This is a genomic window from Bartonella doshiae NCTC 12862 = ATCC 700133, assembly GCF_000278155.1.
Taxonomy (GTDB): Bacteria; Pseudomonadota; Alphaproteobacteria; order Rhizobiales; family Rhizobiaceae; genus Bartonella; species Bartonella doshiae.
This window is the reverse complement of record NZ_JH725096.1, coordinates 142,484-158,678: the sequence shown is the minus strand read 5'-3', so window position 1 is coordinate 158,678 and position 16,195 is coordinate 142,484. Positions and strand designations below refer to the sequence as shown.

The window sequence follows — 16,195 nt, the reverse complement described above, 5'->3', positions numbered from 1 at the left end:
CGCTGGCTCTCATCTTATGATGCTTTTTCTGATGTGGATACCTTTTCTTCCGTCCGATGAGACAAAAGAGTCAGCGGCTTTTCTGATTGGTTTTCTGAATGATCTCGATAAGCAGCTGCCTGTGACAACAACATGGAAGCCACGGGCGCTGTTACAAACAAAAAAATCACTAACAAGAGTTCATGAAAAACAAAGTGATGGTCCACAAATGTTGAATAAAGAAACGAGGAAATAAGAATACTACCCGCCCCCCAACTCGTACTCAATGAAAGCATATGCAAACGCTTATAAAAACTGGAAAGACGCACAAGTCCTATTCCTCCAACCAATGCGAGTCCAGATCCTAATATTAAGAAAACTGTGATAGCAATGGCAACTATAAGTGATATATTATCATTCATTCAATAATCTCTCCTCGCATTAAGAATTTTGCCAAAGCAATACTTGATACAGAACCTAAAAGCCCAATAATGAGCGCTGCTACAAAATAAATGGTTGTTCCTGAACGAATATCAAATGTAAGAAACAAAAGAATAGCGTCTATATAAAGAGCATCCAAACCCACAATCCGATCCTGCGCCCGTGGACCACGAATCAATCGAAAAAGTGCAAGAATCATCGCTACACTTAAAAAAAACTGCGAGAGGAAAAGCCCCCAATAAAGGATAACCATACTCATGAGAAAATCTCCAAAAGCAATTGTTCATATCGTTGTTTGATCAACCGTTGACAATCATACCCATTCTTAAAATTTAAGACATGAAGCAAAAGCTCACTATTTTTTCTATTATAAGCAATCCAGACGGTTCCTGGAGTTACCGCGAGAATGCATGCTAAAACAGCCAAAGCAGTACGACTCTCGAGCAAAAGAGGCACTACAATAAAACCTGACTGTTGTTTTTGAGACTTTTTTGTTAAAACAAAGCAAGCTACAGAAATATTTGAAATTATAGAATCAACAAATACGCGAAAAACGAGACGAAAGACTGCACTCCAGTTTTTAATAGTGATCTTTTCTGGTTCAAGAAACCGCATCACCCAACCACTAAATAAAGCAATTATAATCCCTAAAAGCAATTGGCCTAAACTAAAACCATTTAAGGTCAACCACATAAAAACAAGCATACCACTGAAAAAAGGGAAAGGACAAAAATAATTCATCGATTCACTTCCCTCTTTTCAAAAGAAAAATCACCTAAAACGCTCTCAATATAGTTTTGAGGATCATACAAAGCCTTGGTTGTTTCAGACATATAATGACTAATAGGACCAGCTACAATTGTTATAAGGAAACACAAAGCAAGGAGAATGGCAATAGGAGCAAATTCAATGACCTGCACACGCGGAACTCTTCCTTCAAGAGAAACCCAAAAAGTTCGAATACCCGTTCGTGTCAAAGCAATCAAAGCCGCAAAACCAGAGAGGGTGACAAAAATCACAAAGAGCCAATCATAGTAAACTGGTAAAGAAGCAGACAAATCCTCCTTAGTATGATTTAAGATTGCCGTGAACATCATAAATTTAGCAACAAAACCAGAAAAAGGTGGTAAACCAATAATCAAAATAGCACAAATACCAAAACAAGCCCCAAGAATTGCTAAGGTTACCGGTAAATAAATACCAACTTCATCTTCTTCTTCCTCTTCATCATCACCATATACTTCCATTGTAACAGTCAAAACATTAGCAGCCACATCTTGACAGCGTTCAACCAATTCAACCAGAAGAAAAAAAGCGCCAAGTGCTAAAGTTGAAGAAACAATGTAAAAGAGTGCACCTGCTGTAAGTGCTGGATTACCGATCCCAATTGCAGCCAATAATGTACCAGAAGAGACAAGAACGCTATAAGCCGCTAAACGTACCAAAACTTGGCTAGCCAACACTCCAATAAAACCAAAAGCCGTAGTGGCAAGCCCACCATAAAACAAGACCGTATGACCAAAATGGCTAAAATATCCACTTTCAGGACCAAACCATAACAACGTTAAACGTAAAATAACATAAATACCCACCTTACTCAAAATTGCAAAAGAAGCCCCAACAGGGGCTGTTGCTGCACTGTAAGTTGGCATCAACCAAAAATTAAGTGGCCACATACCCGCTTTGAGTAAAAAAGCAATACCCAAAAACGCAGCACCTATTTCGAATAAAACGATATCTTCAGAAGTTATATGTTTTATTTTTACAGCCAAATCGGCCATATTAAGAGTACCAACGATTCCATAAATGAGAGCCGCACCAATTAAAAAAAACAATGAAGCAACAAGATTAACCACGACATAATGCAAGCCTGCACGCACACGTAACTGTCCAGAACCATGCAAAACAAGCCCATAAGACGCCGTTAACATCACTTCAAAAAATACAAATAAATTAAACAAATCACCTGTCAAAAAAGCGCCGTTTATTCCAACCATGAAAAATTGCATGAGTGACTGAAAATGAGGACCAGCTTTGTACCAATGAGCCTGTGCAAAAACCAACGTGCTTGTCATCAACAAGCTAGAAAGTAAAAGCATCATAGCATTTAAACGATCAAGAACTAAAACAATTCCAAAAGGAGAAGGCCAATTGCCAAGCTGATAAACATGCGCAGCCGGCATAGTTTCAAGAGTACGCATAATCAATAAAACAGCAATAATAACCAACAGTCCCGTAGAAAAAAGACTTATAAATGATTTAAATTTTGAACGACGTTCATCATAAAAAAGAAGAAGTGCTCCTGTGCTCAAAGGTAAAAGAATAGGCAAAATAAGAAGATGCTGCGCGCAAGCTTCCATCACTGCACCTCACGCCCATCAACGTGGTCTGAACCTGTTAATCCTCGTGAAACCAGAAGGATAACCAAAAATAAAGCTGTTGTTGCAAAACCAATTACAATTGCTGTTAAAACCAAAGCTTGTGGAAGAGGATCAACGTAATTTTCTGGATTGATCATAATAGAAGAATCGATAATCGGAGCAGCATTACTACGCGGCCTACTCATTGAAAACATAAAAAGATTGACACCATAGGATATCAAAGACAAACCAAGAATAACTTGAAAAGTTCGCGGACGTAACACAAGCCAAATGCCCGATCCAACAAAAATACCGATACCTAAAGAAAGAACAATTTCCATTAATTTTCCTTCTCTTCCAAAAGTGGTTTCTTACCGATTCGGTAACTACGAATTGACTGGTGCGCAAGTGCAATTAAAATGAGAACAGTTGCTCCCAACACGAGAGAAAACACGCCAAAATCAAACAAAAAAACAGATGCCATAGGAACATTTCCAATCAACGGAAGATGCATATATTGAAAGAAGGATGTTAAAAAAGGATATCCAACGAACCAAGCCCCGACTCCCGTTGCAACTGACAACAATAAACCAAAGCCCATCCAACGCAAAGGTAAAATTTTCAAATGGCTTTCCACCCACCGAATATCACGTGCAAGGTATTGCAAAATAAAACCTATAGCTAGAGTCACGCCACCTACAAATCCACCTCCTGGAAGATCATGCCCCCGCATAAATAAGTAAACCGAAAAAGCGATAATAACTGAAAAGAGCCAACCCATGATAACAGCAGGAACAATGAGATAATTGAGTACTGTATCCCCCACATCCCGATTAGGCTGTGCCATATCAAAATCTTTCTGAATACGTTGTTGAAAAGGCGCATCAATACTTTCAGGAGCAGGACGAAACCGTCTTAAAAGAGCAAAAACAGTAAGTGAGACAATCACCAAAACGACAATTTCTCCCATGGTATCAAAACCACGAAAATCAACCAATAATACATTCACAACATTGCGACCACCAGCACTCGAATAAGCATTTGTCAGAAAAAAATCAGAAACTGTCGTACCTTGAGGACGTGTCATCATCGCGAAGGAAAGCCACGCGACCCCAGCACCTCCCACAAAGGCCATAACGAAATCACGAACACGACGCAGATACACAAAAAAATGAACAGATGTTGGAGCAGGATTATGCAAACGCTTAGGTAACCAACGCAAACCAAGCAACAATAAGATGGCTGTCACAACTTCAACAACCAATTGTGTTATTGCCAAATCTGGTGCAGAAAGCCATAAAAAGGTTGCACAAATCATCAAGCCAGCGCCACTTAAGAGCATGAGTGACGCAAGACGATGGAACTTTGCTTGCCAAGCAACTAAAAATGCACATAATCCACCAATCACCCAAAGAGCAAGAAAAGGAATATCAAGCGGAACAAGTGGCAACGAACCTGCTGAAATTAAACCATCATACCAAAGCAAAAGACCAACAAATGCAAAACACACACCCAAAATCCAATGCAACTGTATTTGCAAACGACGCGTTGATAAAACAGATTCCACCGCACGTGCCCATTTCCAAGAAATAATAACGAGAATACGTTCAAAAATACGGTGTCCTTTCAAATGACGAAAAAAGGGAGGCCCATCATCACAGGATAAAAAATAACGCTGCCCAATAGCGTAGAGCAATCCTCCTCCTAATAAGGCCACTAAACTCATCATTAATGGAGTATTAAAACCATGCCAAACAGCCAAATTATAAGAAACTGTCATCGGCCCTAAAACAGAGACAACAGCATTATCCAAAATAGGCCCTATTGTTAAATTAGGAAAAATACCAACCGCCAAACAAATAAATACCAAAAGTTCCATGGGTAAACGCATAAAATGTGGTGGTTCATGGGGAATTTTGGGCAAATTAATAGGTTTTGGCCCAAAAAAGACCCCATGAATAAAGCGTATAGAGTAGGTCACACTAAATAGACTGGCCAGCGTTGCTACATAAGGTGCAATCCAATCGAGCCATGATTCCATATGCGTTTCAACCGCTTCAGCAAAAAACATCTCTTTTGATAAAAAACCATTCAACAAAGGAACTCCAGCCATCGCTGCACTTGCGACTAAAGCAAGCGTTGCAGTAATAGGCATAGAACGATAAAGACCCGTCAGCTTACGCATATCACGTGTTCCCGTCTCATGATCAATGATGCCGGCAGCCATAAATAAAGAAGCTTTAAAAGTAGCATGATTGGCCATATGAAAAATCGCTGCAACACATGCAAGTGGGCTACCAAGACTCAAAAGCGTGGTAATCAATCCAAGATGACTAATTGTTGAGTAAGCAAGCAACCCTTTCAAATCTTGCTGAAACATGGAAAAATAGGCACCAAGCAACAATGTTGAGAGTCCTGAAAAACCAACTAACCAAAACCAAGTTTCCGTCCCAGAGAGCACGGGCCATAAACGAACAAGTAAAAATAACCCTGCTTTCACCATTGTTGCCGAATGCAAATAAGCCGATACGGGGGTTGGAGCAGCCATTGCATTGGGCAGCCAAAAATGAAATGGAAACTGGGCACTTTTTGTTAACCCCCCTAATAAAACACAAATAAGAATAGGATTATAAAAAGAACTGGACAGGATCAAATCTCTAGATTGCAAAACCTTATCCAAATCAAAACTACCAACGACACGGCCAATCAATAAAACTCCAATAAAAAGAGCAAAACCACCAAAACCTGTGATTGTTAAAGCCATACGCGCACCATCTCGCGCACTCGCATTATGGTACCAATAACCGATCAGCAAAAAAGAAAAAATACTGGTAAGCTCCCAGAAAATAACTAAAAAGATAAGATTACCTGATAAAACGATCCCCGTCATTGAACCCATAAAGGCTAGAAAAAAAGAAAAAAAACGTGGTACAGAATCCGCCGGATCCATATAGTAACGTGAATAAACAACAACAAGCAGCCCAATTCCTGTAATAAGAAGGCAAAAAAGCCAGGACAAACCATCCATACGGAGGATCAAATCTACCCCCCACTCTGAAAGCCAAGAAATATCTAAACGCACCACACGATACCCATGAACCGTTGGATAGAGTATTATTGTGAAAAGAAAACTGAAAAGCGCAATAGTTCCAGCAAACCATGCTTCATTATTTTTTGCTGTCGAACGAAAAAAACCAATAACAGCACTTCCACCAAAGGGAAGCAAAACAAGCAACATCAACATTGCTTCCCATGTTGTCATTTTTTAAGCTCCACCTTGTTCTTAATATTCTGCCACCAACGAAATGACAATTCACATTGTCATTTTTCATTTATTATCTACACAATAAGTTTTAATAAAGATTAAAAGTATCTAAAATTCTTATAGCACAACCATTGCACGAAAATCAGCACAATCTATAAGATAACTCAAAGCTTTTTATCTTTTTCACGTCCTATCCTTTAGAAAACGTGAAAAACACTGCTTACGAGATCCTTGAAAAGGTTGATAACTGTTGTCACTTTTATCGTAAGAACGATAACGCATACTGCAAGAATCAATATGTTTCTTAAACATCAATGGCTCTTTTTGTTCTAAAGAAGAAAACAAAAACATCGTTTTTGAATCTAATTTTGATAAAGTTTTTAATGACACATCTTTTGTTTTTGAAAGTCTAGGTGCAAAAAATGCCGCTTCAGGATACCACCAGTTGTCACTATATTTACGATAACCACGCCGATAATGATAATAACCCTTGAAACCATTGAGTTCTCTCCGCCCTGTAACAATCAAAGGAATCGTACTATCTTGAACAGAAGGCTGATGCACTGTTTTAGCTTCAGCATCGTTCTTATTGTGCCCTAACTTGACAATGTTGGTTATTATAATGGAAAAAATTCCAATCAACACAAGAGTGAAAACATAATATTTTTTTTTTGCCATATTCATAACGCAAATCTCAAAATAACAAAAACACCACGCAGTTACAGAAAGCTTTGCTTTTTCCAGACAAAAACAGATTCTTTCTTAAGATTCTTTTTTTTCTTGAGACATTCTGCTGCTCTTTGTACTAAACGTTAATCTTCACAATAAGATCCTTCAAAAAAGAATGGATAAATAATGACATGATAAGAACCCCCTATTACCTTATAGATAAGTCTAAACTTATAAAAAATATGGAAACTATCGCTCGTCTCCGCGAAATATCTGGAGCAAAAATTTTGCTTGCTTTGAAATGTTTTGCCACATGGAGTGTTTTTGATTGCATGTCTCAATACATGGACGGAACCACATCATCATCCCTTTATGAGCTCCGTTTAGGAAGAGAAAAATTTGGCAAAGAAACACATGCTTATTCGGTAGCTTGGGCAGACCATGAAATTGATGAAGCCTGTAGTTATGCAGACAAAATAATCTTTAATTCAATCCAACAGCTTCAACGTTTTACCAACGCTACAAAAACCATTCAACGAGGTTTAAGGTTAAATCCAGGCATCAGCGCATCTAATTTTGACCTTGCCAATCCTTCACGTCCTTTTAGTCGTTTAGGAGAAACCAATAAAAGCGCTATTAAAGAAGTTTTACCTCTCATCAATGGCTTGATGATCCACAACAATTGTGAAAATTCTGATTTTAATCTTTTTAACCAAATGCTTAATCACATGGAAGAAAAGTTTTCAGAACTTTTTTCTTCTGTTGATTGGATAAGCCTTGGTGGCGGTATTCATTTTACAGCTGAAAATTATCCTTTAGAAGCTTTTGCACAACGCTTAAAGCATTTTTCTCAAACTCATGGCGTAACTGTTTTTCTGGAACCAGGAGAAGCCGCTATCACAAAAAGTACAACACTAGAAGTAACGGTTCTTGATACATTATATAATGAAAAAAACCTTGCCATCGTTGATAGCTCAATTGAAGCACATATGCTTGACCTTTTAATTTATCGTGAAAATGCAAAGTTAGAACCTAATCAAGGACCTCATGAAATTATGGTCTGCGGAAAATCTTGCCTTGCCGGTGATATTTTTGGAACATTCCTGTTTCCTCAGCTTCTTAAAGTAGGTGACAGACTGTCTTTTCAAGATGCAGCAGGTTATACAATGGTTAAGAAAAACTGGTTCAATGGTGTTACTATGCCTGCCATCGTTATCAAAGAATGCGATGATACACTAACGCTTCAACGCCAATTTAGCTATAAGGATTATCAGAAAAGTCTTTCATAAAAATGATAGTTTAACAAACCGTTATATAGCAATATTTAAAAGGAGATAAACCTATTATGAAGAAAAATATTCTCATTATTGGTGCTGGAGGTGTCGCACAAGTTGTCGCACACAAATGTGCTCAAAACAATGATATCCTCAATGAAATTCATATTGCTTCACGGACATTGAAAAAATGTGAAGCTATCATTGCTTCTATTAAAGAAAAAAACACAATGAAAGAAAAAGGGGTTCTTAAAGGTCATACACTCGATGCAATGAATATAGAAGAAACTGTAAAGCTCATAAAAAAAATAAAATGTGAAATTGTCATCAATGTTGGATCGGCCTTTCTTAATATGTCAGTTCTTTCAGCTTGTATTGAAGCTAAGTGCGCCTATATTGATACTGCAATTCACGAAGACCCTTTGAAAATTTGTGAAACACCCCCTTGGTATGGCAATTATGAATGGCCTCGACGTCAAGAATGCGAAAAAGCTGGTATAACCGCTATTTTAGGTGCTGGATTCGACCCAGGTGTCGTGAATTCTTATGCAGCATTGGCACATAAGTGTTATTTTGATAAGATCACAGATATAGATATTATTGATATTAATGCCGGAAATCATGGGCGTTGGTTTGCCACGAATTTTGATCCAGAAATTAACTTTCGGGAATTTACAGGACAAGTATGGTCTTGGCAAAATAAAAAATGGGTTTCTAATAAGATGTTTGAAGTTAGCCGTGAATGGAATCTTCCCGTTGTTGGAAAACAAAAAGCCTATATGACCGGACATGATGAAATTCATTCATTATCCAAAAATCTTGATGTAGAAAGTGTCCGGTTTTGGATGGGATTTGGCGAACATTATATCAATGTTTTTACCGTTTTAAAAAATCTTGGACTCTTATCCGAACAGCCTATTAAAACAGCAGAAGGACAGGAAGTCGTCCCTTTAAAAGTTGTAAAAGCTGTCTTACCCGATCCCGCTTCTTTGGCACCAGACTACACAGGAAAGACTTGTATTGGAGACCTTATTAAAGGTGAAAAAGATGGAAAACCAAGAGAAGTTTTCATCTATAATATAGCCGATCACAAACAAGCTTTTAATGAAACTGGTGCCCAAGGCATTTCTTACACAGCTGGTGTACCAGCAGCAGCAGCAGCCCTTCTTATTGCCACTGGTGAATGGGATGTTAAAACCATGGTCAACGTAGAAGAATTACCACCACATCCTTTCTTGAAACATCTCGATCGTATGGGACTTCCGACCTGTATTAGAGAACAGCAAGAAGAAAAAAAATTACAATTTTAACTTTATTCTTTCTATACTGATATAAAAGACAGAAAACCGCCCTAGAGAGGCGGTTTTTTCATAAATACACATCACATTAAGCTACAAAAACAAAGCTATCTTTTACATCTCCTCAAACAGCATGACAGAATGCACTTTAAAATGTACTTAGATTAGATATGAATCGGTTTAGCAAATGTTGCTAAAGCTGCTTCCCGCACAGCTTCTGACAAAGTAGGATGCGCATGGCAACAACGCCCCAGATCCTCCGATGAACCGCCAAATTCCATCAAAACCGCAATTTCATGAATCATTTCTCCAGCCCCAAAGCCAAGAATATGCCCCCCCAGAATTCTATCTGTTTTTTTATCAGCAAGAATTTTAACAAATCCATCACTTTTTTGCATCGCGCGTGCGCGGCCATTCGCCATGAAAGGAAATTTCCCAACATTATAATCAATTCCAGCCTCTTTAAGTTCTTCCTCTGTCTTACCGACACTGGCAATTTCCGGCTGGGTATAAACAACACTAGGAATGACATCAAAGTTAACATGCCCCTTTTGACCTGCCAAAATCTCTGCAACAGCAATACCTTCTTCCTCAGCCTTATGTGCTAACATTGGCCCTTTAACAACATCACCAATTGCATAAATTCCTGGAATACTAGTCTGCCAATGCGCATCAATAGCAATAAAGCCGCGTTCATCCAATTGAACACCAACCTCCCTCAAACCAAGACCTTCGGTATACGGAGAGCGCCCAGTAGCAATGAGTACAACATCAGCCTCTAGAGTTTCAAATTCACCGCCTTTAACAGCTTCAAAAGTTACCTGAGCTGTTGAATCAGATTGCGTAACAGCTGTTACTTTCGCACCAGTTTTATATTCAATTCCCTGTTTCTCCATTAATTTCTGAAATTGCCGTGAAACTTCACCATCCATTGATCCTAAAACTTTATTAAGATATTCAATAATGGTAACTTTAGAACCTAAGCGACTCCAAACAGATCCAAGTTCAGAACCAATCACGCCAGCACCAACCACAATCATACGCGTTGGAACTTTTTCAAGTGCAAGTGCTCCTGTAGAAGAAACAACAATCTTCTCATCAATCTCAACATTTACACCCGGAATTCCTGAACTTTCCGAACCTGTAGCAATAATAATATTTTTTGTTGTAATCGTGTGTTTGCTATCATCTCTAGCAACAACTTCAATTTGCCCTGCACCTAAAATTTTGGCTGAACCCAAAAAAGTATCAACCTTATTTTTTTTCATTAAAAAAGAAACACCACTAGTATTCGCAGTAACAACAGCTTTTTTATGCGCCATCATTTGTTCAAGGTTAAACTTAGACTTTCCAATAGAAATACCAAGAGTTTCAAAACCATGCTGCGTTTCAGCAAATACTTCTGAAGCATGCAACAACGCTTTAGAAGGAATACAACCAACATTGAGACATGTACCTCCCAATGTTGTATGCTTTTCAATAATTGCTGTTTTAAGCCCCAGTTGCGCCGCTTTTATTGCTGCAACATAACCACCTGGTCCCGCTCCAATCACGACCACATCATAAGACATCCATTTTTCCTTTCATCCTGAAAACTGTACTTTTACAAGTCAAGAACAAGGCGTTCCGGATCTTCTAAACTTTCCTTAACACGTACAAGGAAAGTCACGGCCTCTTGTCCATCTACAATACGGTGATCATAAGAAAGCGCCAAATACATCATGGGTCGGATCACAATTTGTCCTCCAACCACCATTGCTCGTTCTTTAATCGCGTGCATCCCTAAAATACCAGACTGCGGTGCATTCAAAATCGGTGTCGACATTAATGACCCATAAACACCTCCATTGGTAATGGTAAAAGTCCCACCCTGCATATCAGAAACCGCTAATTTTCCATCACGCGCGAGACGACCTAGACGACCAATCTCTTTTTCAATCTCTGCGAGTGACATCTGATCTGCATTGCGAACCACAGGAACAACAAGTCCTTTATCCGTTCCAACAGCAATTCCAGCATTAACATAGTTTTTATATACAATATCTGTTCCATCAATTTCTGCATTAACAGCAGGTAATTCTTTTAATGCATGACAAACAGCTTTGGTAAAAAATCCCATAAAACCAAGCTTAACACCATGTTTCTTTTCAAAGAGATCTTTATAACGCTTACGCAAATCCATAACCGCAGACATATCAACTTCATTAAATGTCGTTAACATCGCCGCTGTATTCTGCGCATCCTTAAGACGACGCGCAATTGTTTGACGCAATTTTGTCATGCGAACCCGTTCTACAGGCATTTCATGAACAGATACAGCAGCAGAAACCTCTGCAGAAGGAGTAGAAGTAGATACTTTTGTTTCTTGTGCCAAAACATCAAGAACATCTTCTTTAAGAATTTGGCCGCGCTTTCCAGAACCAGAAACATTACTTTTTGCAATATTATTTTCAGCCATCAACTTTGCTGCTGAGGGTGCAGGAGGCATTATACTGCTTGAAGAAGGCGTTTTCTGTTCAGAGGAAACTGCTGGAACAGGTGTAGCAGAAGGTGAAAAGGATTGAGAAACACCAGCCGCTCCAGCTTCAATCGCACCTAAGAGCGCATTCACTTCAACCGTATCACCTTCCTTTGCAATGATCTCAGATAATTTTCCCGAAACAGGGGAAGGAACTTCAACAGTCACCTTATCAGTTTCTAACTCAACGAGAGGCTCATCCACAGCCACAACTTCACCAAGCTTTTTAAACCATTTTCCGACTGTTGCCTCGGTAACCGATTCACCCAAAGTAGGAACACGAATTTCAGTAGTCATAATATTTTTCCATACATCAGAGTAATAATAAATTAAGAACCCAACGCGTCTTCAAGAAACGCGGCAAGTTGTTCAGCATGCTTTACCATCAACCCAGTGGCTGGTGATGCACTTGCAGGGCGCCCTGTATAACGTGCACGCGAATACAGCGCATTAATGTGAATCAAAACCCATTCCAAATAAGGCTCAATAAACGACCATGCACCCATATTTTTGGGCTCTTCTTGGCACCACACAATCTCTGCCTGTGAAAAGCGAGATAACACATCCACCAAAGCTTTCGCTGGAAAAGGATAGAGCTGCTCAACACGCAACAAATAAACATCATTAATTCCCCTTTTTTCACGTTCTTCATAAAGGTCATAATAAACCTTACCCGTACAAAGAATAACACGGCGAACTTTGTTGTCTTTTTGCAATTTTACCACAGAATCTTTGAGACATTCTGCATCATCAAGTAATAAACGATGAAAACGTGTATCTGTCCCCATTTCATTAAGAAAAGAAACGGCTCGTTTATGACGTAAAAGCGATTTTGGTGTCATCAGAATCAATGGTTTACGAAAATCACGTTTAATCTGTCGACGTAAAATATGAAAATAATTTGCAGGCGTCGTACAATTAGCAACCTGCATATTATCTTCCGCACAAAGCTGAAGGAAACGCTCTAAACGCGCTGAAGAATGCTCTGGTCCTTGACCTTCAAAACCATGAGGCAATAAACACACAAGGCCAGACATACGAAGCCATTTACGCTCCGCAGAAGAAATAAATTGGTCAAAAATAACCTGTGCCCCATTAGAGAAATCACCAAACTGTGCTTCCCAAAGCGTTAAGCCCCGTGGTTCAGCAAGGGAATAACCATATTCAAAACCAAGAACAGCCTCTTCAGAAAGCATAGAATTGACGACTTCATAAAGTGCTTGCCCTTTTTGCAAATTATTCAAAGGGATATAACGTGCTTCATTTTCTTGGTCGTAAAGAACCGAATGACGCTGTGAAAAAGTTCCCCGTTCAACATCCTCACCAGAAAGACGAACCGGCGCTCCTTCTAAACAAAGCGAACCAAAAGCTAAAGCCTCAGCTGTTGCCCAATCAACCCCTTCACCGGTTTCAAAAACTCTAGCACGATTGCTTAAAAAACGTTGAATGGTTTTATGAACATGAAAATTTTCAGGAATCTCAACAAGTTTCTGACCAATTTCTTTTAAAGTCTTTAATTCAACACCTGTTGTACCATACTGTTGTTCATCGGCATTACTGGAAGCTTTGAATCCTGTCCAACTTCCATCAAGCCAATCAGCTTTATTGGGTTTATAAGAAACACTCGCTTCAAACTCAGCTTCAAGCTTATCGCGCCATAGTTTCTTTTTTTGTTCAATCTCCTCAGCAGTGATCACCCCCTCTGCCACCAACTGATCCCCATAAAGCTTGAGAGTCGTTTTATGACTACGTATTGCCTTGTACATAAGCGGCTGTGTAAAGGAAGGTTCATCGCCTTCATTATGTCCATAACGACGATAACAAAACATATCAATGACTACCGGTTTATGGAAAATTTGACGAAACTCTGTTGCTATTTTCGCAACAAAAACAACAGCCTCAGGATCATCACCATTCACGTGGAAAATTGGTGCATCAATCATTTTTGCTACATCTGATGGATAGGGCGAAGAACGCGAAAAGCGTGGATCTGTTGTAAAGCCAATCTGGTTATTAATAATAACATGAATAGATCCCGCAACACGGTAACCTTTAAGACCTGAAAGACCAAAAGTTTCTTGGATAACCCCTTGCCCAGCAAAAGCAGCATCACCATGGATAAGTAATGGCAAGACCTTTGAACGCTCTGTTAATGAGAGAGAATCCGTACGTGTCGGACCAACAAGTTGGTCTTGTTTAGCACGTGCTTTTCCAATAACAACCGGATCAACAATTTCTAGGTGAGATGGATTAGCTAGAAGGGATAGATGAATCTTTCTCCCATCAAATTCAAGATCCGCTGAAGTTCCTAAATGATATTTAACATCACCTGATCCCTCTACATCATCTGGTTTATAAGATCCGCCTTTAAATTCATGAAAAATAGCCCGATGGGGCTTCGCAAGAACTTGTGAAAGAACATTTAAACGACCACGATGCGCCATTCCTAAAACAACTTCCTGCACACCCAAAGTACTACCGGATTTAATAATCTGTTCAAGAGCAGGAATAAGTGCCTCACCCCCATCAAGACCAAAACGCTTTGTTCCTCTATATTTTGTATCTAAAAATTGTTCGAATCCTTCCGCCTCAATAATTTTATTGAGGATAGCTTTCTTGCCTTCTTGCGTGAAGGCAATCTGCTTATCTGGTCCTTCAATACGCTCTTGCAACCATGCTTTTTGAGCAGGATCAGAAATGTGCATATACTCTATACCGATCGTTGAGCAATAGGTACGATTGAGAATCTCAAGCATCTGCGGAATAGTCGCATATTCCAATCCTAAAACATTATCGATAAAAATGGGACGCTCATAATCAGCAGGAGTAAAACCATAAGCTTCAGGAGATAATTCCTTATAATCCTCAAGTTTCTCTGCCAATTGGAGAGGATCAAGCCGTGCATGAAGATGCCCACGTGCACGAAAAGCACGAATCATCATGAGTGCATGAACAGAATCACGCGTTGCTTGAATGATATCTTGTTCGCTAGAAGTTTTTCCCTTTTGTCCACCACTGATTGCTGCTTTTTCTTTCAGTTTATCACCAAGATGTTTTTCAAGAACAGACCAGTTACCATCAAGAGCAGAAACTAATTCTCCATTTTCCTTTAACGGCCAATGGTCACGCTGCCATGTCGCGCCTTCAGCATTTTTAAAAACATCTTCTTTATTATCCTGAAGTGTTTTAAAAAAAACACGCCACTGTGCATCAACACTTGTGGGGTCTTTTTCATATTCAGCATAAAGTTGATCTATATAATCCGCGTTTCCACCATATAGAAACGACGTTTGTGCAAAAAGACTATTTATCTCGTCCTGCTTTGCCATATACATCTCCAGAACATCTATTCCGTCTCCTTATACATCTTTTCAATCTTTCGATATTAAAAAATAACCAAAGGTTAGAAAATTCAAAAAAGCTTCACCTTATTTATACCAAATGCCTCATTTGAATGAGGAGAATTCCTCATTCAAATGAGATTTCTTTTATCCCTTCAAAACAGATACCAAAGTTTTGCCTATCTGTGATGGTGAAGGAGAAACACGAATTCCTGCGGATTCCATTGCAGCAATTTTATCCTCTGCCCCACCCTTACCACCAGAAATGACAGCACCAGCATGACCCATTGTACGCCCTGGAGGAGCGGTACGACCAGCAATAAAGCCAACCACAGGCTTTTTTCGTCCTTTTTTTGCTTCATCTTGAAGAAATTGTGCTGCTTCTTCTTCAGCGGAACCACCAATTTCCCCAATCATAACAATAGATTCAGTTTCATCATCCGCTAAAAACATTTCCAACACGTCAATGAATTCAGTACCTTTAACAGGATCTCCACCAATACCAATAGCGGTTGTTTGTCCAAGCCCCTCATGACTTGTTTGAAAAACCGCTTCATACGTTAAAGTTCCTGACCGAGAAACAACTCCAACAGAACCTTTTCTAAAAATAGAGCCAGGCATAATACCAATTTTACATTCATTTGGTGTAAGAATACCAGGACAATTGGGGCCAATGAGACGCGAATTTGATTTCTCTAAACGCGCTTTAACTTTAATCATATCCATAACAGGAATGCCTTCCGTAATGCAGATAATTAAACGTATATCAGCGTCTATAGCTTCTATAATAGCTTCTGCTGCCCCTGCAGGAGGAACATAAATAACGGAAGCATCCGCATCAGTCTTTTCTTTTGCCTCAGCAACACTAGCAAAAATAGGAAGTGTTTCACCTTTTGACCCAGTCCACGTTTCTCCGCCTTTTTTAGGATTGATACCCCCAACCATTTGCGTATTATGATAAGCAAGCGCTTGTTCTGTATGAAATGTTCCTGTTTTTCCTGTAAGCCCTTGAACCAGAACTTTTGTATCCTTATTCACAAGAATCGACAT

13 protein-coding genes are annotated in these 16,195 nt (G+C 39.2%); 2 read left to right on the top strand and 11 right to left on the bottom strand.

Annotated features, from left to right (window positions below):
- Window positions 1–14 precede the first annotated feature (14 nt).
- The 7 genes from mnhG to MCS_RS05375 all read right to left on the bottom strand — a co-directional run bounded on the left by mnhG (window position 15) and on the right by MCS_RS05375 (window position 6,729).
- Window positions 15–401: a monovalent cation/H(+) antiporter subunit G gene (mnhG, locus tag MCS_RS05405; RefSeq protein ID WP_004856250.1), complete on the bottom strand. Its 387-nt coding sequence runs from the start codon at window positions 399–401 to the stop codon at window positions 15–17.
- On the bottom strand, window positions 398–679 hold the full coding sequence (locus tag MCS_RS05400; RefSeq protein ID WP_004856249.1) for a K+/H+ antiporter subunit F: 282 nt from the start codon (window positions 677–679) through the stop codon (window positions 398–400). Before MCS_RS05400 ends, mnhG begins: the two co-directional genes overlap by 4 nt.
- On the bottom strand, window positions 676–1,161 hold the full coding sequence (locus MCS_RS05395) for a Na+/H+ antiporter subunit E (RefSeq protein ID WP_004856248.1): 486 nt from the start codon (window positions 1,159–1,161) through the stop codon (window positions 676–678). The genes MCS_RS05400 and MCS_RS05395 overlap by 4 nt, the downstream gene beginning before the upstream one ends.
- The gene (locus MCS_RS05390) at window positions 1,158–2,780 is read right to left on the bottom strand and encodes a monovalent cation/H+ antiporter subunit D (protein ID WP_004856247.1); all 1,623 of its coding nucleotides are present in this window, start codon (window positions 2,778–2,780) and stop codon (window positions 1,158–1,160) included. Before MCS_RS05390 ends, MCS_RS05395 begins: the two co-directional genes overlap by 4 nt.
- Window positions 2,780–3,121, bottom strand: a complete 342-nt coding sequence (locus MCS_RS05385) for a Na+/H+ antiporter subunit C (protein ID WP_004856246.1) — start codon at window positions 3,119–3,121, stop codon at window positions 2,780–2,782. Before MCS_RS05385 ends, MCS_RS05390 begins: the two co-directional genes overlap by 1 nt.
- A complete protein-coding gene (locus MCS_RS05380; protein WP_004856245.1) occupies window positions 3,121–6,042 on the bottom strand; it encodes a monovalent cation/H+ antiporter subunit A in 2,922 nt (973 codons plus the stop codon). Before MCS_RS05380 ends, MCS_RS05385 begins: the two co-directional genes overlap by 1 nt.
- Window positions 6,043–6,228: 186 nt before the next feature.
- Window positions 6,229–6,729, bottom strand: coding sequence for a BA14K family protein (locus MCS_RS05375; RefSeq protein ID WP_004856244.1), 501 nt, complete (start codon window positions 6,727–6,729; stop codon window positions 6,229–6,231).
- A 176-nt stretch (window positions 6,730–6,905) separates the two neighbouring features.
- On the opposite strand from MCS_RS05375, the gene MCS_RS05370 reads away from it, so the two are divergent.
- Together MCS_RS05370 and MCS_RS05365 are read left to right on the top strand one after the other, a co-directional pair.
- Window positions 6,906–8,003, top strand: a complete 1,098-nt coding sequence (locus tag MCS_RS05370) for a carboxynorspermidine decarboxylase (protein WP_004856243.1) — start codon at window positions 6,906–6,908, stop codon at window positions 8,001–8,003.
- A 56-nt stretch (window positions 8,004–8,059) separates the two neighbouring features.
- Window positions 8,060–9,298, top strand: coding sequence for a saccharopine dehydrogenase family protein (locus tag MCS_RS05365; protein WP_004856242.1), 1,239 nt, complete (start codon window positions 8,060–8,062; stop codon window positions 9,296–9,298).
- Window positions 9,299–9,450: 152 nt separating this feature from the next.
- Here the strand turns inward: MCS_RS05365 and lpdA are convergent, their stop codons facing one another.
- The 4 genes from lpdA to sucD all read right to left on the bottom strand — a co-directional run bounded on the left by lpdA (window position 9,451) and on the right by sucD (window position 16,195).
- Window positions 9,451–10,857: a dihydrolipoyl dehydrogenase gene (gene lpdA / locus MCS_RS05360; RefSeq protein WP_004856241.1), complete on the bottom strand. Its 1,407-nt coding sequence runs from the start codon at window positions 10,855–10,857 to the stop codon at window positions 9,451–9,453.
- A gap of 32 nt (window positions 10,858–10,889) precedes the next feature.
- Window positions 10,890–12,101, bottom strand: coding sequence for a 2-oxoglutarate dehydrogenase complex dihydrolipoyllysine-residue succinyltransferase (odhB, locus tag MCS_RS05355; RefSeq protein ID WP_004856240.1), 1,212 nt, complete (start codon window positions 12,099–12,101; stop codon window positions 10,890–10,892).
- 32 nt (window positions 12,102–12,133) lie between these two features.
- Window positions 12,134–15,133: a 2-oxoglutarate dehydrogenase E1 component gene (locus MCS_RS05350; RefSeq protein ID WP_004856239.1), complete on the bottom strand. Its 3,000-nt coding sequence runs from the start codon at window positions 15,131–15,133 to the stop codon at window positions 12,134–12,136.
- A 159-nt stretch (window positions 15,134–15,292) separates the two neighbouring features.
- Window positions 15,293–16,195, bottom strand: coding sequence for a succinate--CoA ligase subunit alpha (sucD, locus tag MCS_RS05345; RefSeq protein ID WP_004856238.1), 903 nt, complete (start codon window positions 16,193–16,195; stop codon window positions 15,293–15,295).